At 68.1% G+C, this 23,951-nt stretch carries 23 protein-coding genes and 1 riboswitch; of the genes, 7 read left to right on the plus strand and 16 right to left on the minus strand.

All coding sequences use genetic code 11. From position 1 onward, the window contains the following. Nucleotides 1–34 precede the first annotated feature (34 nt). From SREC43747_RS0105460 to SREC43747_RS0105475, 4 genes are read left to right on the plus strand one after another with little or no spacing between them, the layout of a single operon-like run. A complete protein-coding gene (locus tag SREC43747_RS0105460) occupies nt 35–619 on the plus strand; it encodes a non-oxidative hydroxyarylic acid decarboxylases subunit B (RefSeq protein WP_029720145.1) in 585 nt (194 codons plus the stop codon). Between the two features lie 12 nt (nt 620–631). Beyond that, nucleotides 632–2,056, plus strand: a complete 1,425-nt coding sequence (locus SREC43747_RS0105465; protein WP_029720146.1) for a non-oxidative hydroxyarylic acid decarboxylases subunit C — start codon at nt 632–634, stop codon at nt 2,054–2,056. Beyond that, on the plus strand, nt 2,053–2,310 hold the full coding sequence (locus tag SREC43747_RS0105470; protein ID WP_236623039.1) for a non-oxidative hydroxyarylic acid decarboxylases subunit D: 258 nt from the start codon (nt 2,053–2,055) through the stop codon (nt 2,308–2,310). The genes SREC43747_RS0105465 and SREC43747_RS0105470 overlap by 4 nt, the downstream gene beginning before the upstream one ends. Further along, nucleotides 2,310–2,576 (plus strand): hypothetical protein, encoded by a 267-nt coding sequence (locus tag SREC43747_RS0105475; protein WP_029720148.1) that lies wholly within the window; start codon nt 2,310–2,312, stop codon nt 2,574–2,576. Before SREC43747_RS0105470 ends, SREC43747_RS0105475 begins: the two co-directional genes overlap by 1 nt. Nucleotides 2,577–2,688: 112 nt before the next feature. Here the strand turns inward: SREC43747_RS0105475 and SREC43747_RS0105480 are convergent, their stop codons facing one another. The 8 genes from SREC43747_RS0105480 to SREC43747_RS0105515 all read right to left on the minus strand — a co-directional run bounded on the left by SREC43747_RS0105480 (nt 2,689) and on the right by SREC43747_RS0105515 (nt 10,085). After that, nucleotides 2,689–2,958: a hypothetical protein gene (locus SREC43747_RS0105480; protein ID WP_029720149.1), complete on the minus strand. Its 270-nt coding sequence runs from the start codon at nt 2,956–2,958 to the stop codon at nt 2,689–2,691. Between the two features lie 121 nt (nt 2,959–3,079). After that, the gene (gene gcvP, locus SREC43747_RS0105485) at nt 3,080–5,977 is read right to left on the minus strand and encodes an aminomethyl-transferring glycine dehydrogenase (RefSeq protein ID WP_029720150.1); all 2,898 of its coding nucleotides are present in this window, start codon (nt 5,975–5,977) and stop codon (nt 3,080–3,082) included. 174 nt (nt 5,978–6,151) lie between these two features. Further along, a riboswitch (glycine riboswitch) is annotated at nt 6,152–6,252 on the minus strand. 85 nt (nt 6,253–6,337) lie between these two features. Continuing rightward, nucleotides 6,338–6,901 (minus strand): MerR family transcriptional regulator, encoded by a 564-nt coding sequence (locus tag SREC43747_RS0105490; RefSeq protein WP_029720151.1) that lies wholly within the window; start codon nt 6,899–6,901, stop codon nt 6,338–6,340. A gap of 215 nt (nt 6,902–7,116) precedes the next feature. Further along, nucleotides 7,117–7,593, minus strand: a complete 477-nt coding sequence (locus tag SREC43747_RS0105495) for a bifunctional nuclease family protein (RefSeq protein WP_029720152.1) — start codon at nt 7,591–7,593, stop codon at nt 7,117–7,119. 348 nt (nt 7,594–7,941) lie between these two features. Further along, entirely contained in the window at nt 7,942–8,406 is a 465-nt protein-coding gene (gene garA / locus SREC43747_RS0105500) for a glycogen accumulation regulator GarA (RefSeq protein WP_029720153.1), read from the minus strand. A 106-nt stretch (nt 8,407–8,512) separates the two neighbouring features. Further along, on the minus strand, nt 8,513–8,899 hold the full coding sequence (gene gcvH, locus SREC43747_RS0105505; RefSeq protein WP_029720154.1) for a glycine cleavage system protein GcvH: 387 nt from the start codon (nt 8,897–8,899) through the stop codon (nt 8,513–8,515). Nucleotides 8,900–9,022: 123 nt separating this feature from the next. Then, on the minus strand, nt 9,023–9,631 hold the full coding sequence (clsA, locus tag SREC43747_RS0105510; protein WP_408005220.1) for a cardiolipin synthase ClsA: 609 nt from the start codon (nt 9,629–9,631) through the stop codon (nt 9,023–9,025). 244 nt (nt 9,632–9,875) lie between these two features. After that, complete coding sequence (locus SREC43747_RS0105515; RefSeq protein ID WP_029720156.1) at nt 9,876–10,085, minus strand: hypothetical protein; 210 nt, start codon at nt 10,083–10,085, stop codon at nt 9,876–9,878. Between the two features lie 304 nt (nt 10,086–10,389). On the opposite strand from SREC43747_RS0105515, the gene SREC43747_RS0105520 reads away from it, so the two are divergent. After that, a complete protein-coding gene (locus SREC43747_RS0105520) occupies nt 10,390–12,264 on the plus strand; it encodes a propionyl-CoA synthetase (RefSeq protein WP_029720157.1) in 1,875 nt (624 codons plus the stop codon). A 150-nt stretch (nt 12,265–12,414) separates the two neighbouring features. Here the strand turns inward: SREC43747_RS0105520 and SREC43747_RS0105525 are convergent, their stop codons facing one another. The 7 genes from SREC43747_RS0105525 to SREC43747_RS0105555 form a co-directional block, all read right to left on the minus strand. After that, complete coding sequence (locus SREC43747_RS0105525) at nt 12,415–12,657, minus strand: phosphopantetheine-binding protein (protein ID WP_029720158.1); 243 nt, start codon at nt 12,655–12,657, stop codon at nt 12,415–12,417. A gap of 11 nt (nt 12,658–12,668) precedes the next feature. Continuing rightward, the gene (locus tag SREC43747_RS0105530; protein ID WP_029720159.1) at nt 12,669–13,322 is read right to left on the minus strand and encodes an isochorismatase family protein; all 654 of its coding nucleotides are present in this window, start codon (nt 13,320–13,322) and stop codon (nt 12,669–12,671) included. 9 nt (nt 13,323–13,331) lie between these two features. After that, nucleotides 13,332–14,978 carry a (2,3-dihydroxybenzoyl)adenylate synthase gene (locus SREC43747_RS0105535; RefSeq protein WP_029720160.1) on the minus strand — a complete coding sequence of 549 codons (1,647 nt, stop codon included), beginning with the start codon at nt 14,976–14,978 and terminating at the stop codon, nt 13,332–13,334. Between the two features lie 25 nt (nt 14,979–15,003). Then, nucleotides 15,004–16,242: an isochorismate synthase DhbC gene (gene dhbC, locus SREC43747_RS0105540; RefSeq protein ID WP_037331407.1), complete on the minus strand. Its 1,239-nt coding sequence runs from the start codon at nt 16,240–16,242 to the stop codon at nt 15,004–15,006. 26 nt (nt 16,243–16,268) lie between these two features. Next, nucleotides 16,269–17,054: a 2,3-dihydro-2,3-dihydroxybenzoate dehydrogenase gene (locus SREC43747_RS0105545; protein WP_029720162.1), complete on the minus strand. Its 786-nt coding sequence runs from the start codon at nt 17,052–17,054 to the stop codon at nt 16,269–16,271. 155 nt (nt 17,055–17,209) lie between these two features. Continuing rightward, nucleotides 17,210–18,550, minus strand: coding sequence for a carboxyl transferase domain-containing protein (locus SREC43747_RS0105550; protein ID WP_029720163.1), 1,341 nt, complete (start codon nt 18,548–18,550; stop codon nt 17,210–17,212). After that, complete coding sequence (locus tag SREC43747_RS0105555; protein ID WP_029720164.1) at nt 18,543–19,991, minus strand: acyl-CoA synthetase; 1,449 nt, start codon at nt 19,989–19,991, stop codon at nt 18,543–18,545. The genes SREC43747_RS0105550 and SREC43747_RS0105555 overlap by 8 nt, the downstream gene beginning before the upstream one ends. A gap of 291 nt (nt 19,992–20,282) precedes the next feature. On the opposite strand from SREC43747_RS0105555, the gene SREC43747_RS0105560 reads away from it, so the two are divergent. Both SREC43747_RS0105560 and SREC43747_RS0105565 read left to right on the plus strand, forming a co-directional pair. Continuing rightward, the gene (locus tag SREC43747_RS0105560) at nt 20,283–20,780 is read left to right on the plus strand and encodes a VTT domain-containing protein (RefSeq protein WP_236623040.1); all 498 of its coding nucleotides are present in this window, start codon (nt 20,283–20,285) and stop codon (nt 20,778–20,780) included. Between the two features lie 236 nt (nt 20,781–21,016). Beyond that, complete coding sequence (locus SREC43747_RS0105565) at nt 21,017–22,480, plus strand: APC family permease (protein WP_029720166.1); 1,464 nt, start codon at nt 21,017–21,019, stop codon at nt 22,478–22,480. A gap of 21 nt (nt 22,481–22,501) precedes the next feature. On the opposite strand, the gene SREC43747_RS0105570 is transcribed toward SREC43747_RS0105565, so the two are convergent. Further along, entirely contained in the window at nt 22,502–23,929 is a 1,428-nt protein-coding gene (locus tag SREC43747_RS0105570; protein WP_029720167.1) for an MFS transporter, read from the minus strand. Between the last annotated feature and the right edge of the window lie 22 nt (nt 23,930–23,951).

Below are 23,951 nucleotides of genomic sequence, written 5' to 3' on the forward strand. Positions count from 1 at the left end.
ACAAACGTTTGTATACGAACTAATGGAGGCAGGTATGCGGCTGGTCCTCGGGATCACCGGCGCCACCGGCGCACCATTGGGAGTACGGCTTCTCGAGGTGCTGCACGACCTGCCCGAGGTGCAGACCCACCTGGTGATGAGCCGCTGGGCGCGCACCACCATCGAGCTGGAGACGCCCTACAGCGCCCGCGAAGCCGCCAAGCTCGCCGACGCGGTCTACGGCTGCAACGACCAAGCAGCCCCCATCTCCTCCGGCTCCTTCCCCACCGACGGCATGGTCATCGCACCGTGCAGCATGAAAACGCTCGCCGGCATCCGCGCCGGCTACGCCGACGGTCTCATCGGCCGAGCCGCCGACGTGACGCTCAAAGAGCGCCGCAAGCTGGTGCTGGTCCCCCGGGAAACCCCGCTGAGCGAGATCCACCTGGAGAACATGCTGGCGCTCTCCCGGATGGGCGTGCAGATCGTTCCGCCGATGCCGGCCTTCTACAACAACCCGGAATCGGTCGACGACATCGTCAACCACGTCGTCAGCCGGGTTTTGGACCAATTCGGACTGCAGGCTCCGTTCGCCCGCCGTTGGCAAGGGTTGGCCCACGCACGCCGACAAACCGACTGACAGGAGGAAGAATTGCCCTACGACGATTTTCGCTCCTATTTGGAGGCTCTGGACGAACAAGGACAGCTGCTGCGGATCACCGAACAGGTCATGCCGGAACCCGACCTGGGAGCTGCGGCGAACGCGGCGAGTCGAATGGGGGACCACGCCCCCGCCCTGTACTTCGACAACGTCCACGGCTTCACCAACGCGCGCATCGCGCTGAACACCCACGGCTCGTGGAGCAACCACGCCATAGCGATGGGGATGCCGTCGACCACCTCCACCAAGGAACAAGTCGACGAGTTCATCCGCCGCTGGGAGCAGTTCCCCGTCCCACCTGAACGCCGGGACAACCCGCCGTTCGCCGAGAACTCGCTCGACGGCGACGACGTCGACCTGTTCCAGGTGCTGCCGCTGTTCCGGCTCAACGACGGTGACGGGGGCTTCTACATCGACAAAGCGGCCGTCATCTCCCGCGACCCGGAGGACCCCGACAACTTCGACAAGCAGAACGTCGGCATCTACCGCATGGAGGTCAAAGGGCGCAACAAACTCGGCCTGCAGCCAGTGCCGATGCACGACATCGCGCTGCACCTGAACAAAGCCGAAGAACGCGGCGAAGACCTCCCAGTGGCCATCGCCCTGGGAAACGACCCGATCATGTCCATTGTGGCGAGCACCCCGCTGCAGTACGACCAGTCCGAGTACGAAATGGCCGGTGCGCTGCGCGGTGCTCCCGCCCCGATCACCGCTGGTCCGCTGACCGGGCTGGACGTTCCGTGGGGCTGCGAAGTGCTGCTCGAAGGCGTCATCGAAGGCCGCAAGCGGGAGATCGAGGGCCCCTTCGGGGAGTTCACCGGGCACTACTCCGGTGGGCGCAACATGACCGTGGTGCGCATCGACAAGATCTCCTACCGCACCAACCCGATCTTCGAATCGCTCTACCTGGGAATGCCGTGGACCGAGGTCGACTACTTGATCGGACCGGCCACCTGCGTTCCGCTCTACCAGCAGCTGAAGCGGGAATTCCCTGAGGTCCAGGCGGTCAACGCCATGTACACCCACGGACTGCTGGCCATCGTCTCCACCAAGAAGCGGTACGGGGGCTTCGCCAAGGCCGTCGGTCTTCGCACCATGACCACCCCGCACGGCCTGGGGTACTGCAAGATCGTCATCGTCGTGGACGAGGACGTGGACCCGTTCAACCTGCCGCAGGTGATGTGGGCGCTGTCCACGAAGGTCAACCCAGCTGGGGATCTGGTGAACCTGCCCAACATGTCGATCCTGGAACTCGATCCCGGATCCCAACCCGCCGGCATCAGCAACAAGCTGGTCATCGACGCCACCACACCGGTCGCGCCCGACTCCCGCGGCCACTACAGCCAGCCGGTGACCGACCTGCCGGAGACCGGCGCGTGGTTGACCAAACTGCAGGCGCTGATGGACCAGAAGTGATCGGCCTCGAGGAGGAGAAGATGATCTGCCCCCGCTGCGCGTGGGAAGAAGTCGAACAGCTCGCGGTCTCCCCGGTGGCCGGAGCTTGGGAAGTGCTGCAGTGCGCTCGTTGCCTGTACACCTGGCGCACCACCGAGCCGGCACGCCGCACCCAGCGCGACCTGTACCCGGAAGCGTTCCGGATGACCCAGGCCGACATCGACAACGCACCTGAAGTGCCGACCGTGCCGCCGCTGCGCACCGGGAGCGCGTGATGACCGACAAGGACACGCTGATGTGGGAAGCGCGCGCCCAACCCGGAAAACTCGATCAGCTGCTCGCCTGGATCGACTCCACCGCGCTCCCGCACCTCCGGAAGCAACCGCAATTCCGCAGCGCGGATGTCTTCCGCTCGGCTGAGGACAGAGCCGTGGTGGTCATCCGGTTCACCGGGCAGCTCGCACCGCTGCCGCAGCCTCCCGCCGAACTGCTGCGGCGAGAAGTGCACCAGTGGCCGTTCCGCTACCTGGGCAGCGCGTAGCGGCCAAGGACGGCAGGGCTCCCCCGGAGTCCTCGACCCACCACCGCGCCCAGGACGCGGTCGAGAAGCTGACGGCGGTCTGACCTCGGTCAGACCGCCGCGGGCTCATCGATCAGTCCCGCACCGCCAACGCCAGTTCCCCGTTCGCGTCTCGCTCCGCGTCCAGGGTCTTGTCGTCGAGCAGTTGCGCGACCTGTTCTTCCAGGAAGACCCGGATGCCAGAAGCTTCGACCACCTGGTCGGTGGCTTCCGGGGCACTGGCGATCGAAGCCTGCAGCCCGTCACCGGCAGGAGCGATGCGCAGCCCCGACCCTTCGGAAGAATCGCCGCCGACCAGTACGAGCTTGATGACCTCGGCAGCGCTTTCGCTAATTGTGAGCATGAGCTCCACTCCTCTCGGAGGCAGGTGAAGGGCCCACGGTCCCACCTAACCCCCGGCGAGCGCAAATGTGCGCCCCGGGTCCGTGTGTCGGAACACGCGGCCCGGGGCGCACTGGGGCAGCTCAGCTCTGGTACGCCTCCAGCGGCGGGCAGGAGCAGACCAGGTTGCGGTCACCACGTGCCCCGTCGATGCGGCGCACCGGCGGCCAAACCTTCGCCACGCCGGTCCCCATCGGATAAGCGCCCTCCTCCCGGGAGTAGGCGTGGTTCCACTCCCTGGCCAACGACGCGGCCGTGTGCGGGGCGTTCACCAGCGGGTTGTCGTCGAGCGGCCACTGCCCGGACGCCACCTTGTCGATCTCGGCCCGGATCGCGATCATCGCGTCGCAGAACCGGTCCAGCTCCGCGAGGTTCTCGCTCTCCGTCGGCTCCACCATGAGCGTGCCGGCCACCGGGAACGACATCGTCGGCGCGTGGATGCCGTAGTCGGCCAGCCGCTTGGCGACGTCGTCCACGCTGATCTTGCTGCTCTTGCTGACCGGCCGCAGGTCGAGGATGCACTCGTGCGCCACGTAGCCGCCCTGGCCGGTGTAGAGCACCGGGAAGTAGCTGTCCAGCCGTCGAGCCACGTAGTTGGCGGCGGCGATGGCGGTCAGCGTGGCCCGGCGCAGCCCGTCCGCTCCCATCAACCGGATGTAGGCCCACGAGATCGGCAGGATGGAAGCGCTGCCCCACGGCGCGGCGCTGATCGGCCCGACACCGGTTTCCGGCCCGGCCGCGGGCTGCAGCGGGTGGTTGGGCAGGAACTCGGCGAGGTGCTCGCGAACCCCGATCGGCCCCACGCCCGGTCCACCGCCGCCGTGCGGGATGCAGAAGGTCTTGTGCAGGTTCAGGTGCGACACGTCGGCGCCGAACTTGCCCATCCGGGCCAGTCCGATCAACGCGTTCAGGTTGGCCCCGTCGACGTAGACCTGTCCGCCCGCGTCGTGCACCAGGCCGCAGACCTCGCGCACGGTGTCCTCGTACACGCCGTGCGTGGACGGGTAGGTGATCATGATCGCGGCCAGGTCGTCCGCGTGCTTGTCGACCAGCTCCCGCAGGTGGTCCAGCTCGATGTTGCCTTCGCTGTCGCAGCGGACCACGACCACCCGCAGCCCGGCCATCACCGCGCTGGCGGCGTTCGTGCCGTGCGCGCTGGCCGGGATCAAGCACACGTCGCGCCCGGTGTCCCCACGGCTGCGGTGGTACGCCCGGATGGCCAGCAGGCCGGCGAACTCGCCCTGGCTGCCCGCGTTGGGCTGCAGGCTCACCGCGTCGTAGCCGGTGATCTCCGCCAACCACTTCTCCAGGTCGGAGACGATCTGCAGCAGCCCTTCAGCGTCCTCCGCCGGCGCGAACGGGTGCAGCGAGGTGAACTCCGGCCACGTGATCGGCTCCATCTCCGCGGTGGCGTTGAGCTTCATGGTGCACGAGCCCAGCGGGATCATGCTCCGGTCCAACGCCACGTCCTTGTCGGCCAGCTGCCGCAGGTAGCGCAGCAGCGAGGTCTCCGAGTGGTGCGTGTTGAAGATCGGGTGCGTCAAGTACTCGGAGGTCCGGGCCAACTCCGCCGGCAGCGCGTCCGGGGTCTGCGCGTCCAGCTCGTCGACGTCCACCGCGTCCCCGATCCCGAAGGCCCGCCACACGGCGGCCAGGTGCTGCCTGGTGGTGGTCTCCGCGCAGCTGATCCCCACGCTGTCGGCATCGATCTGCCGCAGGTTGATGCCTTCCCGCCGGGCGGCGGCGACGACTTCCGCGGCCCGCCCCGGGACCTTGGCCACCACGGTGTCGAAGAAGTGCTGGTGCGCCACCTCGACACCGCTGCGGCGCAGCTGCTCGGCGAGCACCGCCGCCATCCGGTGCACCCGGGTGGCGATCTGCCGCAAGCCGTTCGGACCGTGGTAGACGGCGTACATCGACGCCATCACGGCGAGCAGCACCTGGGCGGTGCAGATGTTGCTGGTCGCCCGCTCCCGGCGGATGTGCTGCTCCCGCGTCTGCAGCGCCAGTCGGTAGGCCTGCGCGCCGTCGGCGTCGACGCTGACCCCGACCAGTCGGCCGGGGAGCTGCCGCTCCAGCCCCTTGCGCACCGCCATGTAACCGGCGTGCGGGCCACCGAACCCCAGCGGGACGCCGAACCGCTGGGTGGTGCCGACGACGACATCGGCCCCCATCTCCCCCGGCGGCCGCAGCAGGGTGAGGGCGAGCAGGTCAGCGGCCACCACCGCCATCGCCCCGCGGCGGTGCACCTCGGCGATGATCTCCTCCTGGTCGCGAACCCGCCCGGAAGCACCCGGGTAGGCCAGCAGCACGCCGAAGAACTCACCGTCGGGCAACCCCTGGGGGCCGGTGGAGAGGTCGGCGACCTCGAGCTCGATGCCGAGCGGCTCGGCCCGGGTCTCCAGCACGGCGAGGGTTTGCGGCAGCGTGTCGGCGTCCACCACGAACCGCGGGGACTTGACCTTGCCGGCCCGGCGGACCAGCGTCATCCCCTCGGCGGCCGCGGTCGCCTCGTCCAGCATCGACGCGTTGGCCACCGGGACACCGGTGAGGTCGGCGACCATGGTCTGGAAGTTCAGCAGCGCCTCCAGCCGCCCCTGGGAGATCTCCGGCTGGTAAGGGGTGTAGGCGGTGTACCAGGCGGGGTTCTCGAGGATGTTGCGCCGGATCACCGGCGGGGTCACCGTCTCGTAATAGCCCAAGCCGATCATCTCGGTGTGCGGACGGCACCGCCGAGCGAGTTCTCGCAACTCCTCCAGCACTCGGGCTTCCGAAACCGGCTCCGGCAGGGCCAACTGCAGGCTCCGCTCCCGGATCCCTTCCGGCACCGCTTTGTCGGCCAGCTCCTCCAGCGAACCCACGCCGATCACGTCGAGCATCCGGGCGAGCTCCGCGGGCGCCGGGCCGATGTGGCGGTCAACGAACGGATTGCCGTTTTCCAGGGCTGCTAGAGGGGCACGGTCGTGTCTTACGTCGGTCATCGCCAAACCTCGCTCATCGCGGCGAACACGGGGCGCCAGTGCAGCCGGGGCTGCCTTCTGGTCTCCCCCTCTGTCATGTCCGCTCAGCGAACGCCTGAGAGCTTCGCCCGGCGAGCCGGGCTTGCACCGTCGGCGGGGCCACACCGCTGGTGTGCGCCCTCTTTCCAGAGGTATCTCGCCCGTACGGTCCGGTGGCCTGAGAGGTTGTCGGGGAGGGTTGCTCCTTCGGCGCCGGCCACGGCAGCACCGTGACCGAACTCTCCCGCACGGGGTCAGCGATGCCAGGGAGCCTACCTGATCAGGTGGCTGATTCGAACCGCCGATGTCGCCGGGTACACACCCGGTCGGAGCAGTGCCTCGTCAGCCCGTCCGACGGTCCCGCCGGCGGCGGGCCAATTCGTCCTCCACCGGAGGTTCGACCTGCTGGCCGTCCGCCCGCTCAGCGGGGAACTCGTGAATGGTGCCGCTGATCTCCCGCATCGCGCCGCTGACGGCGATCCCGAAAACGCCTTGGCCGCCTTGCAGCAGGTCCACCACCTCCTCGGCGGAGGTGCACTCGTAAACCGTGGTGCCGTCGCTGAACAGGGTCAGCTTCGCCAGATCTTCCACCCCGCGGTTGCGCAGGTGCTCCACCGCGACACGGATGTTGTGCAGCGACACCCCGGTGTCCAGCAGTCGCTTGACCACCTTCAGCACCAGGATGTCCTTGAACGAATAAAGGCGCTGCGTGCCAGAACCACTGGCGCTGCGAATGGAAGGACGCACCAGCTTCGTACGCGCCCAGTAGTCCAGCTGGCGGTAGGTTATGCCGGCGATTTGGCAAGCCGCTGGGCCCCTGTAGCCGACGAGCTCATCCGGTATCGAAGCATCGCGGAACAGCTCTCCCTGCTCCGCAGCATCCCGGCTGGGTGCCTCCTCGACCACGCCTGCCTCCCCTCGTCCGGCCCGAGAGCCGATGACGATGCCCGCACCCGGCCTGTCCGGGTGCCGTGAACTGCTCCATCGCGCCAAACCACATCGGAGCAATTCATGTCTTGAAGGTAAGCCCGCCCCACATACCGGTCAACGCGACGCGCGGGCACCCCCGGGACAGACGAGCCGGCCCGGAGGGCCGGCCGCCGCCTGTGCAGATGGCAGGGTCAGGTGTCGGCACCGCGGAAGTCCTCCGGGGAAACCGAGTCGAGGAACTCCCGGAACTTCTCGACCTCGTCCTCCTGCTCATCCGGAATGATCAGGCCGGCCTCGTCCAGCACGGACTCGTCGGCGTGGATGGGCACGCCGGCGCGCAACGCAAGAGCGACGGAGTCACTCGGACGCGCGGACACCCGGACGTCGCCGTCGAACACCAACTCGGCGAAGAACGTCCCCTCCTGCAGGTCCGTGATGCGAACCTGCTCAAGGTCACGTCCCAGAGCGCCGATAACGTCCTTGAGCAGGTCGTGGGTCAGCGGCCGGGCAGGCCGAACCCCCTGCTGCTCGAGAGCGATTGCCGTAGCTTCGACCGACCCGATCCAAATGGGCAGATAGCGCTCGCCGTGCGCTTCGCGCAGCAGCAAAATCGGCTGGTTGGCTGGCAGTTCCACCCGCACGCCGACGACGCGCATCTCGCTGCTCATCGTCACATCGCCTCCTCCAGCGCGCCGAAGCGTGACCTCCCGTCGGGAGCGCACCGACGCTTTCGACGTTACCCGCGTCCCGGCGGACATGCCCATCACAAGAGCAGGCCGACGAACCGACCGCAGCAACGGGTGTCCTGGGAAGGGCTCCTCGTCGAGCATTACCCCAGCACGATACACCGCACGCCTGCCCAACAGGACCGGCTGAGAAGCGGAAAAACACCTGCTGCAGCGGTGAAACCGCGCCGAGCGCCGGGCTCCCCGGGCCACGCGACCACGCGCCACCCCCTGCAAACGGCCGGGGAAGCGCCAAGGCTCCCCCGGCCGTCTCAGAAGTCCTGCGGCAGTTCAGCGGTTGTTCTGTTCCCCATCGACCGGGCCGGTGAGGAAAACGAGCCGGAACTTCCCGATCTGGACCTCGTCACCGTTGGCCAGGACCGAGGTGTCCACCGGTTCCCGGTTCACATAAGTGCCGTTGAGACTGCCGACGTCGACCACCACGAAGTCATTGCCTTCGCGCCGGAACTCGGCGTGCCGACGCGAAACAGTGACATCGTCGAGGAAGATGTCACTGTCCGGGTGGCGGCCAGCGCTGGTGGTTTCCCGGTCGAGCAGGAAGCGCGAGCCCGCGTTCGGGCCGCGTTTGACCACCAGCAGGGCCGCACCCGCTGGCAGCGAATCGACCCCGGACGCAGCAGGCTCCGGGGGCGCACTCTCGGTGCTGTCCGGCTCCGAGAGGAAGGGCCTGAAGACCGAGGTGGTCTCCGGTGACTGCTCCGGTGGAACGTCGCCGGAGCCGCTGTTCTGGCTCACCTGAGCTCTCCTCTACGCGGATAGATCGTGCTAAGTACGTTCCAACGTACCGTGCTGCGAGAACGGCGAAGCGCCTGACTCCCATGATCGGCGGCCGGACCGCCGATCATCCCTGGTCGATCAGGTTTTGGTACGCCGCCTCGTCCAGCAGCTGATCCAGCTCTCCTGGATCGGTCATCCTCAGCTCTACCATCCATCCGGCCTCCAGCGGAGCGGAATTGACCAGCTCCGGCTGATCCGCCAGATCCTCGTTGCGCGCAGCGACTTCCCCGGAGACCGGAGCGTAGATGTCCGACACGCTCTTGGTCGACTCCACCTCGCCCATGACGGAGCCGGCGTCCAGCTGGTCACCGATCTCCGGGAGCTGCACGAACACCACATCGCCCAGCTGCTGTTGGGCGTAGTCGGTGATGCCGACCCGGACCCTCTCCGAGTCGATCGGCTTCACCCACTCATGCTGCTCGGTGTACTTGATCACGTCCGGGGCCGCCACCTGGGTCCCGCCTTCCTTGTCCGCTGCCTGCTGAGCACTGCCTGTGCGATCACCGCCTAGCGCGGTGAGCGTAGGCACCACCGGACCACCCCCGCAAGACGCGTCCCCGCAGGAGCTGAAGAGCTACCCCCGCGGTGCGGTGCGAGCTCGTCGCACCGCGGCCACGACCTGACCGAAGTAGAGGACCCCGGCCCAGAGGTACAGCGCTCCGCCCCAGCACGTGAGCGCGAAAGCCGCCGGCCTGGCGACCTCGGAGAACGGGAAGTCCCCCTGGATGAGCAGCAGCAGCGGGAAGGCGTACATCAGGCAGAACGTCGCAGCTTTGCCCAGGTAGTGCACTTCGGGTGGCCGGTAGCCGTGCCAGCGCAGCACCGGCAGGCACAGGGCCAGCACCACGTCCCGGACGATGAGGGCAGCAGCGACCCACCACGGCACCACCTCGCGCAGCACGAACGCGATCAGCGTGGCGATGATGTACAGCCTGTCCGCAGCCGGATCGAGCAGCTCGCCGAGCCTGCTGTACTGGTTGAGCCAGCGAGCCAGCTTCCCGTCCAACCAGTCCGTTATCCCGCTGACGACCAGCACCAGCAGAGCGAGCAGTTCCGCTTTGGGACCGAGCAGCAACCACAGGAAGAGTGGGACTCCTGCTAACCGGAGCACGCTGAGCAGATTCGGCACCGTCAGCCACGGGCCGGCCACCACCCCTGCTGCTGCTTCCCGCAACCGCGCAATGCCGGGGTCCGGCTGATGTGGTTGAGGGTTCTGGCTCGGTTTGCGGGGTTCCGCACCGTGTTCTCCGGTGGTGACCCCGTCCGTGGTGCTGTCAGAATCCTGCACCACGAGCCCTCCCCCCGACTCCGCTGTGAAACTTCCCCTCGTGCAGAACCCAGCTGGTCCCGCTCAGGTCAGGATCTCACATCCGGGACTCCCCAGCCGGGGTGGCCGGTGCTCAGCGAGCTGGTCGACGGTGGTGCGCTCAATCCCGGGTGCGGCTCCATCCTCGCCGGCGGAGCTCGGCGTCGGTCAGAAAACGAGGGCGCCCCCGGTCGTCCATTCCGACCCAGCGAGCTCCGTGGAGGCCCTCCAGGACGTAGGAGTGCCCGCCGCTCCACACCACGCTGCACGGGTCCGTCGGCAGTTCCGGGGCGGCGTCTTCCGCGGACTCGACCACCTGCTGCTCGTTCACCTGACTCCACCTCCACACAACCTGTCGACCTGATCTACCTGGGCGTTATCCCAAGTGGATGTTGATCAAATTCTCGGTTGGAGAGCCGGGTCCGGAGTGGAATATGCGCTCAGCGGCCCGTCCGCGTCGCCGAGCTGTCGCACCTCCTTCTGCCGTGCGGATCAGCTGAATTGAAATCCGGCTCACACTCGAGTGTGCGACAAGATGTCCGCTTCGGCCGCCCGGAACGAACCAATCCACCCCCTGGCGTCCCCGCCCCTTGTGCGGTAGGACACAAACATCATCCGCACCGAGGAGGTGACGCATGGGCTCCTATGCCGACGCTTACCGGCGCAGCCTGGCCGACCCCGAGGGGTTCTGGCTGCGAGCAGCAGCCGCGATCGACTGGGAACGCGCTCCCGAGCAAGCCCTGGACGACTCAGCCGCGCCGTTCTACCGGTGGTTCCCGGACGGCGTGCTCAACACCTGCTTCAACGCGCTCGACCGGCACGTCCGCGACGGTCGGGGCGAACAGCCGGCTTTGGTCTGGGACTCGGCGATGACCAACTCGGTGCGCACGCTCACCTACCGCCAGTTGCTGGAGCAGGTGGCTCGATTCGCCGGGGTGCTGCGCGACCAGGGAGTCGCGGCCGGTGACCGCGTGGTGATCTACATGCCGATGATCCCGCAGGCCGTGATCGCCATGCTGGCCTGCGCCCGGTTGGGCGCCGTGCACTCGGTCGTCTTCGGCGGTTTCGCCCCGAAGGAGTTGGCGGCGCGGATCGAAGACGCCACCCCGAAGGTGATCGTCGCCGCATCGTGCGGGCTGGAGCCGAACCGGGTCGTCGAGTACAAGCCGATCGTGGACCAGGCCCTGCGGATGACGTCGCACCAACCGGACAAGGTGATCGTCCACCAGCGGCCGCAGGCGACCGCCTCCCTCGACGACCGGGACGCCGACTGGGACGAGCTGATGGCCCGGGCGGAACCCGCGGACTGCGTGCCGGTGCGGGCCACGGACCCGCTGTACGTCCTCTACACCTCGGGCACCACCGGGCGACCGAAGGGGGTCGTGCGCGACAACGGCGGCCACGCCGTCGCCCTCCGCTGGTCGATGGCCAACATCTACGGAATCGAGCCCGGTGACGTCATGTGGACGGCTTCGGACGTCGGATGGGTCGTCGGGCACTCGTACATCGTCTACGGGCCGTTGCTGACCGGGGCCACCACAGTGCTGTACGAGGGGAAGCCGGTCGGCACTCCCGACGCCGGTGCTTTCTGGCGAGTGGTCGCCGACCACCAGGTCAAGGTGCTGTTCACCGCGCCCACCGCGTTCCGGGCCATCAAGCGGGCCGATCCGCAGGCCGCTCTGCTGGCCGACCACGACGTCTCCAGTCTCCGGACGCTCTTCCTGGCCGGGGAACGGCTGGACCCGGAGACGTACCGGTGGGCTTCCGAGAAGCTCGGCATCCCGGTGGTGGACCACTGGTGGCAGACCGAGACCGGGTGGCCGATCTGCGCCAACCTCCGCGGTCTGGAGCCCATGCCGCTCAAGCCGGGCTCGCCGAGCGTCCCGGTCCCGGGGTTCGACGTGCAGGTGCTCGACGATTCGGGCAAACCCCTCCCGGCCGGGCGGGAAGGCTCGATCTGCCTGCAGCTGCCACTGCCTCCGGGCACGCTGACCACGCTGTGGGGCGACGACGAGCGGTTCCGGCAGTCCTACCTGTCCCGCTACCCCGGCTACTACCTGACCGGGGACAGCGGGTACTTCGACGAGGACGGCTACCTCTTCGTGATGGGCCGCACCGATGACGTCATCAACGTGGCGGGGCACCGGCTGTCCACCGGGGCGATGGAAGCCGTGCTGGCCGCGCACCCGGCGGTGGCCGAATGCGCGGTGATCGGCGTCCACGACCCCCTCAAAGGCCAGGTCCCCCGCGGTTTCGTGGTGTTGAAGTCCGGTGTGGAAATCACCCAGGAGGCGTTGAAGGAGGAACTCGTCGCCGCGGTGCGCGAGCAGATCGGCCCGGTGGCCGCGTTCAAGGACGTGACCGTCGTCGACGGTCTGCCCAAGACCCGATCCGGGAAGATCCTGCGCAAGTCGATGCGGGAAATAGCCGACCGGGGCGACACGGCTGTCCCGTCCACGATCGAGGACCCGGGAGTGCTGGAACAGCTCCGCCCGGTGCTGCGCCGGTGACCGCGGTGGCCCTCGTGCTGCCGCAGCGGTCCACCGGCGAGCGGTGCCGCGTTCCGCGCCGGACGGCGACGGCCCAGCTGGGGCGCCGTCCGGCGTGCGGTACCGACCTGGCGACGGGACGAGCGTCCGGTCAGCGCGGGAGCCGACCGGTCACTTCGCTTGCGAGACGTGCGGTTCGATCAGCGCCCACCACTGGGACAGGGTCGGCTGTTCGGCGAGGTCTGCGAAGGTGACCTCCACACCGAGCTTGCGCCACTTCTCGATCAGCGACATGATCCGGACCGAGTCCAGACCCCAGTCCTCGATGAGGTCGTCGTCGTGGCCTATCTCGTTCGGCTCCTCGTAGAGCAGTTCGGCGACCTGCGCGCGGACTTCTTCCAACGTCAACGACATGGCAACTCCCGTCAGGCTACTTCGGATCGCTCGGGCTCGAATGACATCGCCAGCTGAGCGGACGTGGCGACCACCGCGCACCGCTTGGCCGCGTAGTCCAGCGCCATGGTGTGCTCCTCGTAGGAGAAGTCGGCCACCGCGTCCGCAGCCAGGAAAGCCTGGATGTCGCGTTGGAAGGCCTCCGCTGCGGTCATCAGGCAACCGATGTGGGCGTAGATGCCGGTGATGACGAGCTGGTCCCGCTGCCAGTCCTGCATCATTTCGGCCAGCTCGGTGCGCTGGAAAGCGCTGTAGCGCCACTTGGTCAGCAGCACGTCGCCCGGTTCGGGGCGCAGCTCGTCGATGATCTCGGCCTGCTCGGGGTCGGCGACTCCGGTTCCCCACCACTCCAGCTGCAGGCCCCGCTGCTCAGGGGTCTGCGGTCCTGGTTGCGCGCAGTACACCACCGGTATTCCCGCTGCGCGCGCCTGCCGGCTCAGCAGCGAGATGTTCTCGACGACCTTGCTCAGCGGTTCGCGACCGGGGGTGAACTGCCCGACGAAGTGGCGTTCCATGTCGTGCACGAGCAGGACGGCGCGTTCCGGCTCGGGCTGCCAGGCCACCCGGTTCTTCGGCAGTTCCTCCGGGCGCGGCAGGCCGTACGGAGCGATGGCTGGTAGACCCACGTGTCCCTCCTAGTTCTTCTCCGGCCGCTTGAGCTTGGGGACGTATTCCCGGGCGATGACTTCGCGCAGTTCTCGCTTGCTGATCTTCCCCACGCCGGTTTGCGGGAACTGCTCGACGAACTCCACTCGGTCCGGCACTTTGTAGGAGGCGAGGCCGCGACTGCGCACGAACTTGATGAGTTCGCGCGCTTTCGGCGGAGCACCACGGGGGACCACGAAAGCGCAGCTGCGTTCCCCGAGGTAGTCGTCCGGCATGGAGACGACGGCCGCGTCGAAGACCGCCGGGTGGGCGAGCAGGTGGTTCTCCACCTCTTCGGCGGCGATCTTCTCCCCGCCCCGGTTGATCTGGTCTTTCGCTCGCCCCTCGACGACCAGGTTGCCCTCGGGGGTCATGCGCACGACGTCACCGGTGCGGTAGAAGCCGTCCGGGGTGAACGCTTTGGCGTTGTGCTCTTCGGCTTTGTAGTAGCCGCGGATCGTGTACGGCCCGCGGGTCAGCAGGTGGCCGGACTGCCCCGGGGGAACGGGGTTGTCGTCGTCGTCGACGATGAGGATCTCGTCGTCCGGCGAGATGGGGCGCCCTTGGGTGGTGAGCACGACCTCCTCGGGGTCGTCGAGCCTGGTGTAGTTCACCAGGCCTTCGGCCATGCCGAACACCTGCTGGAGCTTGGCCCCGAAGGCCGGTCCGATGCGGCGGGCGACCTCTTCGCTGCACTTGGCGCCGCCCACTTGCAGCACCTGCAGGCTCGACAGGTCGTAGTCGGTGTTCTGCACGGCTTCCAACCACACCAGGACGAGCGGAGGGACTGCCGCGGTGAGCGTGACCCGTTCCCGTTCGATCAGCGGGAACACTTCGTCCGGGCTGGGCCGGCGGGCCAGCACCACCCGACCACCGGCGTGCAGCACCCCGAAAGTGCCGGGCGAGCTCATCGGGAAGTTGTGCGCGATGGGGAGCGCCCCGAGGTAGACGGTGTCGCTGGTGACGCCGCAGATCTCGTTGCTGGCCCGGAACGAGTAGATGTAGTCGTCGTGGGTGCGGGGGATCAGCTTGGGAATCCCGGTGCTTCCGCCGGACAGTTGCAGGAAAGCGACGTCGCTCGGCTCCGGGCCGTCCAGTTCGACGGGTTCTTCGTCTATGTCGGACAGTGCGAGGAATCCGTGCTCCCCCGGATCACCAGCGATGATCACGTGCTGCAGTCCGGGCACCTTCTCCTTGACTTCCGCGGCCAGAGCCCGGTGGTCGAAGCCGGCTTCGATGTCCACCGTGATGTACGCCGCTGCTTCCGCGAAGTCGCAGAAGTACGAGATCTCGGTCAGCCGGTGGGCGGGGAGCGCGAACACCGGGAGGGCCCCGATCCGGTACAGCGCGAAGCAGACTTCGAAGAATTCAGCGATGTTGGGCAGTTGGACCACGACCCGGTCCCGGCGCTGGATGCCCAATCCCACCAGGCCGGCCGCCAACCGGTCCGCCCGCTGGTCCAGTTCCCGGTAGGTGATGCGGCGCTTCTCGTCGACGATCGCCACCTTGTCAGGGTGCTCCGCCGCTCGCTCCCGCAGCATCTGGCCGAAGGTGTAGCCGCGCCAGTAGCCCGCTTCCCGATAGCGCCGGGCGAATTCCTCTGGCCACGTCGGGCAGCCAGGAAGTGAAGCCGTCATTGGTTCTCCAACCGGTTCCAAAGGACTACTCCAGCCCCATGGCGGACAAGGCGGTGCGGAATTTCGCGGTGGTTTCGGCCAGTTCCGAAGCCGGATCCGAGCCCTCGACGATTCCGGCGCCGGCGAACAGGCGCAGCACCTCGTCCTCGATCTCGGCGCAACGGATGGCGACCACCCACTCACCGTCCCCGGAGGCGTCGCACCAGCCGACCATGCCCGCGTAGTAGCCGCGGTCGAACGGTTCGATCTCCGCGATGACCTTGCGGGCTTGGTCCACCGGCGTTCCGCAGACCGCGGGGGTCGGGTGCAGAGCTGCGGCGAGCTCCAGCGAGGTGGTGTCCGTGCTCTTGAGCCGACCGGTTATCTCGGTGGCCAGGTGCCACATCGCCGCCGTGCTGATGACCGAAGGCCGGGGTTGGACGTCGAGTTCGGAGCAGAACGGTCGGAGCTGTTCGACGACCGCGTCCACCACGGCAGCGTGCTCCCGCAAATCCTTGTCCGATGTGGATAGTTCTGCGGCTCGGCGCTGGTCCTCCACCGGGTCGGTGCTGCGCGGCCGGGATCCCGCCATCGGATTGGCCCGCCCCCTGCCGCCGAACCGGGAGACCAGCAGTTCCGGGCTGGCGCCCAGGAACGTCCTGGCGAACTCGGGGTGCGGACCGCGGGGGTCGCGGATGCCGTCTTCGCCACGCCTGGGCAGGTCCACCGCGAAGGTGTACCCACTGGGATCGGTCGTGGCGAGGTTGCGCAGCACGTCCTGGATCTCGATCGGCTGCTGCGCGGTCAGCTGCAGCGAGCGGGCGAGCACGATCTTGCTCATCTCACCGTCGGCGATTCGCCGCAGCACCCGCTGCACCCCGCGTTCGTACTCCTCGGGGAGCGGGACCGGCTGCACCGCGCACTCCGGAGCGTTGACCGAGCGCACCGATTCCCCGGTGGTGCGCAGCGGTTCGGCACGAACGACCTCGCTGGGCAGCACCAGGTGGGCCGGGAGGTTCTCGCCGAACGGGACGGCGCCCACGACCATCGGGTCGGGGCGGTTGAAGCCACGAGCTCCAGCGAGGAATTCCGCTACCTTCTGCGGCAGGCCGGCCTTTCCGCAGCGGACCTTGGGAACGACTGCTTCCACCCCCCTCGCCAGCACGGCACCTCGTGGCGAGGAGAAGTAGAAGGAGGAGCCTGCTTCGTAGTCCTCCAACAGCCGCAGCGCCGCGTCATCAGGAACGACGTCGAGGTCTTCAGTATCGCTGTCTATTGTGCCCATTTGAGCCTTCCCGGTATTGCGGCGGATTACGCGCGCAAGGTAGCGCCACCGTCTACGTACAGGTCATGCATGGTGATGTGGCCGGCCTGGTCGGATACCAGGAAGACGACCGCATCGGCGATGTCGTCGGGCGTGGCCAGCTTCCCCAGCGGAATTCCCGCTCGATAAGTCTCCAGAGAACCTTTGATGATCTGCTCCGGCCCGTTCTCCTCCGTCCACATTCCGCGCTGCATCTCGGTGTCCGTGGAGCCGGGCGCCACGACGTTGCACCGGATGCCGTACTCGGCCAGCTCCAGGCCGAGGCACTTCGTGAACGACGTGGCAGCTGCTTTCGAAGCCGCGTAAGCGGACATCCCGTGCCGGGGCACCCCTGCCGCGTTGGAGCTGACCGTGACGATCGCGCCGCGCCGCCGCGGAACCATGCGCTTGGCCACGGCGCGGCACATGTTGAACACACCGGTGGTGTTCACCGCGAAGGTGCGCTGCCATTCCTCGTCGGTGAGCTGTTGCACCGTTCCGGTCTGCAGCACGCCGGCGACGTTCACGAGGATGTCGATGGGTCCGACCTCGCGTTCCACCCGGTCGATCACCTCGGTGACCGCAGTGCTGTCGGCCACGTCGACTCCGTGCGCGCTGACCTCGAGACCTTTCTCGCGGAGCTCCTCGGCCACAGCGCTGACGCGTTCGGTGTTGCGGTCCAGGGCAGCGACCTCGGCTCCGAATTCGGCGAGTGCCGTCGCCACTGCAGCGCCGATTCCCTGCGCCGCTCCTGTCACCACGGCGACCTTGTCGCCGATTCCGGTCCGGTCCATCTCACCCTTTCGCAACTCAGGGTAGCCTAACCTTTGTCAGGTTAGCCTGAGTTTAGAACAGGACCAGGTCGTGGTCTGCCCTCTCGCCAGGTGGCATTGATCACCGAGGTCATCGCACTTCCAACCGCTGCCGCGGACGCGAACCGGAAAAGCGGTCAACCGTCCGCAATGCCCCGGACAATGCCCAACTCCACCAGGTCCTGCGGGCGCAGCCGCAACCAGTCGGCGACCTCCGGCACCTCCTCCGGCGCCCGACGCAGCACCGCAGCCGCCGATTCCGGAGCGATCACCGAGAAGTAGGCGTCCGCGGTGATCCACGTTCGCTCCGGGGACGCCAGCGCCAGCGCTCCCCCGGAACCGCCTTCCCCGATCACCAGTGTGGTTATCGGCACGGTGGCCTCCGCGACCGCGCTGAACGTCTCGGCGATGGCCGGGCCGATCCCGCCCCGCTCGGCCTCCTCGCCGTTGGCCGCCCCCGGCGTGTCGACCAAGGTCAGCACCGGGATGCGCAACCTGTCCGCCAGCCGGATCAGCCGCGCCGCCGACCGATAGCCGGCCGGGGTGTTCGCCGTGCCGGTCTGCGCCGCGAACGCCAGCGTCCGCCCCTGCCGCTGCCCGAAACCGCACAGCATCCCCTCGTCGACACCACCAGCGCGGTCCCCTCCGAGCACGAAGCGCCGCGAGAAGTACCGGTCGAGGTACGCCTGGGCCCGCGGACGTTCGGGCGCCCTGGCCTTCAACACCGCTTCCCAACCGGACTGGGGCACGGCCTCCCCGGCGAGGGAGCGAGGAACCGGGGCCGGTTCGAGCGGGCCGGACAACACCTGCGGGTGCAGCAGATCCACCAGCTCGGCCAGGGTCCCGGCCAACTGGGCGGGCTCGACGATCCGATCGACCTGGCCGGTGGTGAACTTCCCCTCCGCGGTGAACGGCTCCTCGTCAGCGCTCTGCGCGCGGACCCGGCTACCGCCGAAGGCCACCGCCGCTCCCGGCAACGCCAGCACCACGTCGGCGGACGCGGCCAGCACCGCCCACATCCCCCCGGTGGTCGGATTCCGCAGCACCGCGATGTGCGGTATCCGTTCTTGCCTGGCCAGCAGGCAGGCCCGGGCGATCTCGTGCAGCTGCCGCAGCGCGCACATCCCTTCCTGCAGCCGGCTGCCGCCGGAGGCGATCAGGGAGACCACCGGCACCCGCAGCTTCCTGGCCTGCTCGAACGCAGCGGTGATCCGGGCCCCGGTCGCTTCCCCGACCGATCCGCCCAGGAACCGGAAGTCGAACGCGATCAGCACCGCCTGGCTTCCCCCGACCCGCCCGAGTCCGCACAGCACGGACTCCGCCAGGCCGGTGCGTTCCGCAGCGCGGCCGAGCTGCTCCTGGTAGCCGGGCCAGTCGAGCGGCCCGCCCGGAGCGGGCTGCTGCTCCGGGGCCGGGAATTCGGTGAAGTCCTGGCAGATCTCCGACAGCACCTGCCGGGCCGACCGGTGATCAGCCATGTCGCAACGCCTTCTTCTGGACCTTGCCGAGCTCGTTGCGCGGCAGCGCGTCCACGAACCGCACCACGCGCGGCCGCTTGTGCGGGGTCAGCAAGCTCGCCACGTGCTGGACCAGCTCTTCCTCGGTGGCCTGCTGGCCCTGCGCGAGCACGACCCAAGCGACGATGCGCTCGCCGAGGTCGGCATCGGGTTCTCCGGTGACCGCCACTTCGGCGACGGCCGGGTGCTCCAGCAGGGCGTTCTCGATCTCACCGGCGCCGATCTTGTAGCCACCGCTCTTGATGATGTCGGTCGCCTTGCGCCCGACGATCCTGATGTAACCGTCCGGCGCCCGAGTGGCCATGTCACCGGTGCGGAACCAGCCGTCGTGGAACGCCTCGGCCGTGGCGTCCGGGCGGTTGAGGTACCCGCTGAACAGGTTCTCCCCCCGGATGTAGATCTCCCCGACCGTCTCGTCGTCGCTGACCAGGATTTCCTCGCCCTGCTCGTCGACCAGTTTGAGCTCGACCCCCGGGAAGGGCGGTCCGACGTAACCGGGGCGCCGGTCGCCGTCGGCCCGCACCCCGCAGTTCATGATCGTTTCACTCATGCCGTAGCGCTCGACGACCCGCTGTCCGGTGAGCCGTTCGATCCGCTCGTGCTCAACGGCGGGCAGCGCCGCCGAACCGGACACCAGCAGCCGGGCTTCGCCGAGGGCCGCGGCGATGCCGGGATCCCGTTCGGCGTCCGCGGCGAGCCGGTGGTACATCGTCGGCACTCCGAACATCATCGTCGCCGGGCCGGAGAGCTCAGCGGCAATCGCCTGGGAGGAGAACTTGCCGATGTGGTGCACCGAACCGCCCAGCCGGAGCGGACCGACGGTGCCCAGGATCAGCCCGTGCACGTGGAACAGCGGCAGCGCGTGGACCAGGACGTCCCGGGCGGTCCACTGCCAGGCCCGGGCCACGGCGTCCAAGTTCGTCCGGACCGCCCGCCGGGACAGGACCACGCCCTTCGGCGCCCCGGTGGTCCCGGAGGTGTAGACGATGAAAGCCGGCGCTTCCGGAGACGGCTCCGGGGGCAGCTGGCCCCCGGCGGCGGTGAGGTCCACCTCGTGGACCCCGATGTCCTGCAACGTCGCGGGGAGTTGCACACCCGGTGGAGCCAGCAGCAGGTCCGGTTCGCTGTCGGCGGCGATGTGCTTGAGCTCACGTTCCCCGGCCTTCGGGTTGATCGGAACCACCGCGGTCCCCGCGGCCAAACCTCCGACCACCGCGACGCAGGTGTGCACGCTCGGCACGGCCCACACCGCGATGCGCCGCGCCCCGGCTGCCAGTTCGGCCACAGCTGCCGCGGCGCGAGCCAGCTCGCGGTAGCTCAGCGCGCCGTCGGTGAACCGCAGCGCCTCGGAGTCGTCCGGCTCCTGGAGCTTCGGGATCAGCGCTTGCGGCGTGCCCTCCATAGCCACCTCCACCTCACCAACATCCTGCCGCCGAAGTCCGGCCCGGGCGGCCTGACCACTTTTGCGTCGCGCCAATACCCAGTCAAGCGTTGGCTCCCCGGGCGGCTGGCTCCCGCCGGCGAGTTTGTTGCCCTGCCCACTTTTCGGCGGGCTTCGAGCCCGCAGCAGCCGGGGACCGACATCCGGTCGGCATCGGGGTGCTGGGTACGCTCGGTCCGGTTTCTTCACCCGCATGGAGTCTCCCCCAGGGGGGCTCGCGGATCTCCGGCAAGCGACGGGAAGTGGCTTTTGGTGGACGGTGCAGTGCTGGGGTGGCTGCTGGCCACGATGGGCACCGCCGCGTTGGGCAGCGTGTTCCCCCTGGTGAACATCGAGCTCTACCTGCTCGGCGTGGTCTCCTCGGTGAACAGCGTGAGCTGGTGGGCGCTGGCGGTGGCCGCCGCGTTCGGCCAACTCATCGGCAAGACCCTCTTCTTCTTCGCCGGCAGGGGGAGCTTCCGCCTCGGTGAGCGGCTGATGCGCAAAACCGACACCAGCAACAGCCGGTGGACCGAGTGGCTGCACTCCTTCCACCGCCGCACCGAAGAGCGCCCCCTGTGGGGGACATTGGTGTTGTTCGCCACTTCCATCCCGGGGATACCGCCGTTCACCCTGATGTGCTTCCTGTCCGGCGCGGCAGGACTGCCGCTGTTGACCTTCTGGATCGCCTGCCTGGCCGGCCGGACGCTGCACTTCTTCCTCATCACGGGCGCACCGGAACTGCTCAGCTTGCTCCCGGCCGGCGGCTGAGCCCGTTCTCGCACCGCTCCGCTGGGCGGGTCAACGACCACCGGATCGAGTGTGGACTGTCAGCAGCGCGGAGGATTGAGCGGAATTCGCGATTTTCACCATTTCAGCGGCGAATTTGCAGCCGCCCCAACAACCGGACAGAATTCAGATTTCAGTCAACTCTGCGATTGCTGCCGATAACTTTTTAACCCTCTCGGGGGACACATCGGGGCTTTCTTCTTCTACGGTAGCCCGCCATGAGCATTTTTCGCACCATGCCGGTGGACAACGTGCTCACCCGCCACAGCGGGAGCGAGCTCGTTCAGCGTCTCACCGCCCGGCACCTGGTCGGGTTCGGCATCGGGATCATCATCGGCACCGGGATCTTCACCCTCACCGGTGTGGAAGCCAAGCAGCACGCCGGCCCCGCCGTCGTGCTCTCCTTCGTCATCGGTGGTCTCATCGCCGGGCTCGCCGGGATCTGCTACGCCGAACTGGCTTCCTCCGTGCCCACCGCGGGCAGCGCGTACACCTACGCCTACGCCACGCTCGGCGAGATCTTCGCTTGGATCATCGGCTGGGACCTGTTGCTGGAATTCGCCCTCGGCTCCGCCGTAGTCGCCCGCAGCTGGTCCGGCTACGTCGCCAACCTGCTCGACCTGCCGCAAGAGTGGTTCGGGGAATCCGCAACGATCAACATCGGAGCGATAGGCATCATCGCGGTGCTCACCACGGTGGCCCTCACCGGGATCCGGGAGTCCTCGTGGGTCACCAACGCCCTGGTGGTGGTCAAGGTCGCGGTGTGCGTGATCGTCGTCGGAGCCGGCCTGTTCTTCGTCAAAGGGGAGAACCTCACCCCGTTCGTCCCGCCCGCCGAAAGCGCCCCGAGCGAGACCAGCGCCCTGGAGCAGCCCCTGGTGCAAGCCGTGCTTGGCATGGAGCAGTCGGTGTACGGCATCGGCGGCGTGCTCACCGCCGCGGCGGTCGTGTTCTTCGCCTACACCGGGTTCGAAGCGCTGGCCAACCTGGGCGAGGAGACCAAGCGGCCGCAACGGGACTTCCCGATCGGTCTGCTGGGGAGCCTGGTCGTGTGCGCCCTGCTGTACGTCGCGGTCTCCTTCGTGCTCACCGGCATGGTCGACTACCGCAACATCGACGAGGGAGCACCGCTGGCGGTGGCTTTCGACGTGGTGGGGCAGCCCTGGGTGGCCGCGCTCATCTCGCTGGGCGCGCTCACCGGACTGACTTCGGTGATGATGGTGCAGCTGGTCACGATCGGTCGGATCGGCTACGCCATGAGCCGGGACGGCCTGTTCCCGAAGATCCTCTCCCGGGTGCACCCCCGGTTCGGCACCCCGCACCTGATGACCGCCGGCGGCGCCCTGGTGATCATGATCTTGTCCGGGCTCATCCCCATCTCCGAGCTGGCCGACATGGTGAGCATCGGCGCGCTGTCGGGGATGATGCTGGTCGCCATCGCGGTACCGGTCCTCCGGAAGACCAAGCCCCACCTGCGGCGCCCGTTCCGAGTTCCGCTGTCCCCGTGGGTTCCGGTGATCACCGCACTGGCGTGCCTGTACCTGATGGCCAATCTGAGCCTGATCACTTGGATCCGGTTCGGCGTCTGGCTCGCCCTGGGCATCGTCATCTACGTCGGTTACGGGCGCCGGAACGCCGTGCTGACGAAGTCCGAGCAGCAGCGGGACGTCCTCGACGGCTGAACCGAGTCCGGCGCGGCCTCGTCACGACCTGCTGACCACCGGCCGGCTGGTGAGGCCCTCCACCACCGCCACCAGCAGAGCCGCGGTGACGAACCCGATGGAGACGAGCAGCCCGCTGAAGATGGCCGTGCTGTAGTTGGCCGAGGACAGGAAGCTGAAGAACAGGCCGGAAGCCGTTGCCGTTCCCACCGCGGAACCGATCCGCTGCCCGGTCTGCTGGATCCCCGCCGCGGCGCCCCCTTGGGCGGGGTCGATCTCGCTGAGCGTCACCGTCTGGTTGGGCGAGATCACCAGCCCGCTTCCCGTCCCGGCCAACAGCAGCGGCAACGCCGTTGCCAACCCGGTCGCGCTCCCCGGCTCGAGCACCAGCACCACATCGGTGACCAGCAATCCGGTCAGCGCGGTGACCAGCCCGATCACCACCACCCGCCTGCCCAACCGCACGACCAGGCGACCGCTCAGTCCCGAAGACACCGCTGATCCCACGGCGAACGGGGTGAGCGACAGGCCCGCCTGCAGCGGTGAATACCCCAGTCCGTTCTGGAAGAACAGTGCCAGGACGAAGAAGATGCTGGTGAATCCGGCGAAGTACAACAGGGACAGCAAACTGCCGAACGAGTAGCTGCGGATCTTCAGCAGCCGCAAGTTCACCAGTGGTGTCCTGCCCCGGCTGTCGTACCAGCGTTCCCAGGCGATGAAACCGGCGAGCAGGAACGGCGCTGCGGCGAGCAGCAACCAACCCGGGCCAGCACCCTGGCCGTGCTGGATGAGCGGCAGCAGGATGCAGGACAGCGCGCTCGCGAGCAGCAACACCCCCACCGGGTCCAGGTTCTGCGACCGCCCCGCGGCCTGGCGGGCCGGGAGGATCCGGTAGCCGTAGAGCAGTGCGGCCGCGCCGAGCGGAAGGTTCACCAGGAACACCAGCCGCCAGCCGTGCTCCGCCCCGGCCAGTTGGATCAACAACCCGCCCAGCAGCGGGCCGATCGCGGTGGAGATCCCCACGACGGCCCCGAACATGCCGAACGCCCGGGCGCGCTCCCGCCCCTGGAAGAACTGCTGGATGAGCCCGAAGACCTGCGGATTCAGCAAGCCCCCGGCGCATCCCTGCAGCAGTCGGGCCCCGACGAGCCACAGGGAGTGCTGGGCGACCCCGGCCAGCGCGCTGGCCAGGGTGAAGACGAACAACGCGAGGAGGAACATCCTGCTGCGACCGTGGTCGTCGCCCAGGCGACCAGCTGGCACCAGCACCAGGCCGAACGTCAGCACGTAGCCGGAGACCACCCAGGCCAGCTCCGCCGGGGAGGCGTTCAATCCGCGTTGCATCGATGGCAGTGCGACGTTGACGATGCTGACGTCCAGCAGGGTCATGAACCCGGCCACCAGGCACAGCATCAGCACTGGCCAGCGCTTGACTTCTCCGGTGGCCGAATCGGCCTGCGACTTTGCCACTGCGAACCCCAGACGAGATGTT

It is taken from the genome of Saccharopolyspora rectivirgula DSM 43747 (genome assembly GCF_000497205.1).
In the GTDB taxonomy this organism is placed as follows: Bacteria; Actinomycetota; Actinomycetes; order Mycobacteriales; family Pseudonocardiaceae; genus Saccharopolyspora; species Saccharopolyspora rectivirgula.

What these genes read in the sequence shown, in the direction of transcription:
- SREC43747_RS0105460 (WP_029720145.1), top strand. Translation starts at nt 35, where the DNA reads ATGCGGCTGGTCCTCGGGATCACCGGCGCCACCGGCGCACCATTGGGA.
- SREC43747_RS0105475 (WP_029720148.1), top strand. Translation starts at nt 2,310, where the DNA reads ATGACCGACAAGGACACGCTGATGTGGGAAGCGCGCGCCCAACCCGGA.
- SREC43747_RS0105480 (WP_029720149.1), bottom strand. Translation starts at nt 2,958, where the DNA reads ATGCTCACAATTAGCGAAAGCGCTGCCGAGGTCATCAAGCTCGTACTG.
- gcvP (WP_029720150.1), bottom strand. Translation starts at nt 5,977, where the DNA reads ATGACCGACGTAAGACACGACCGTGCCCCTCTAGCAGCCCTGGAAAAC.
- SREC43747_RS0105495 (WP_029720152.1), bottom strand. Translation starts at nt 7,593, where the DNA reads ATGAGCAGCGAGATGCGCGTCGTCGGCGTGCGGGTGGAACTGCCAGCC.
- SREC43747_RS0105520 (WP_029720157.1), top strand. Translation starts at nt 10,390, where the DNA reads ATGGGCTCCTATGCCGACGCTTACCGGCGCAGCCTGGCCGACCCCGAG.
- SREC43747_RS0105525 (WP_029720158.1), bottom strand. Translation starts at nt 12,657, where the DNA reads ATGTCGTTGACGTTGGAAGAAGTCCGCGCGCAGGTCGCCGAACTGCTC.
- SREC43747_RS0105535 (WP_029720160.1), bottom strand. Translation starts at nt 14,978, where the DNA reads ATGACGGCTTCACTTCCTGGCTGCCCGACGTGGCCAGAGGAATTCGCC.
- dhbC (WP_037331407.1), bottom strand. Translation starts at nt 16,242, where the DNA reads ATGGGCACAATAGACAGCGATACTGAAGACCTCGACGTCGTTCCTGAT.
- SREC43747_RS0105545 (WP_029720162.1), bottom strand. Translation starts at nt 17,054, where the DNA reads ATGGACCGGACCGGAATCGGCGACAAGGTCGCCGTGGTGACAGGAGCG.
- SREC43747_RS0105550 (WP_029720163.1), bottom strand. Translation starts at nt 18,550, where the DNA reads ATGGCTGATCACCGGTCGGCCCGGCAGGTGCTGTCGGAGATCTGCCAG.
- SREC43747_RS0105555 (WP_029720164.1), bottom strand. Translation starts at nt 19,991, where the DNA reads ATGGAGGGCACGCCGCAAGCGCTGATCCCGAAGCTCCAGGAGCCGGAC.
- SREC43747_RS0105565 (WP_029720166.1), top strand. Translation starts at nt 21,017, where the DNA reads ATGAGCATTTTTCGCACCATGCCGGTGGACAACGTGCTCACCCGCCAC.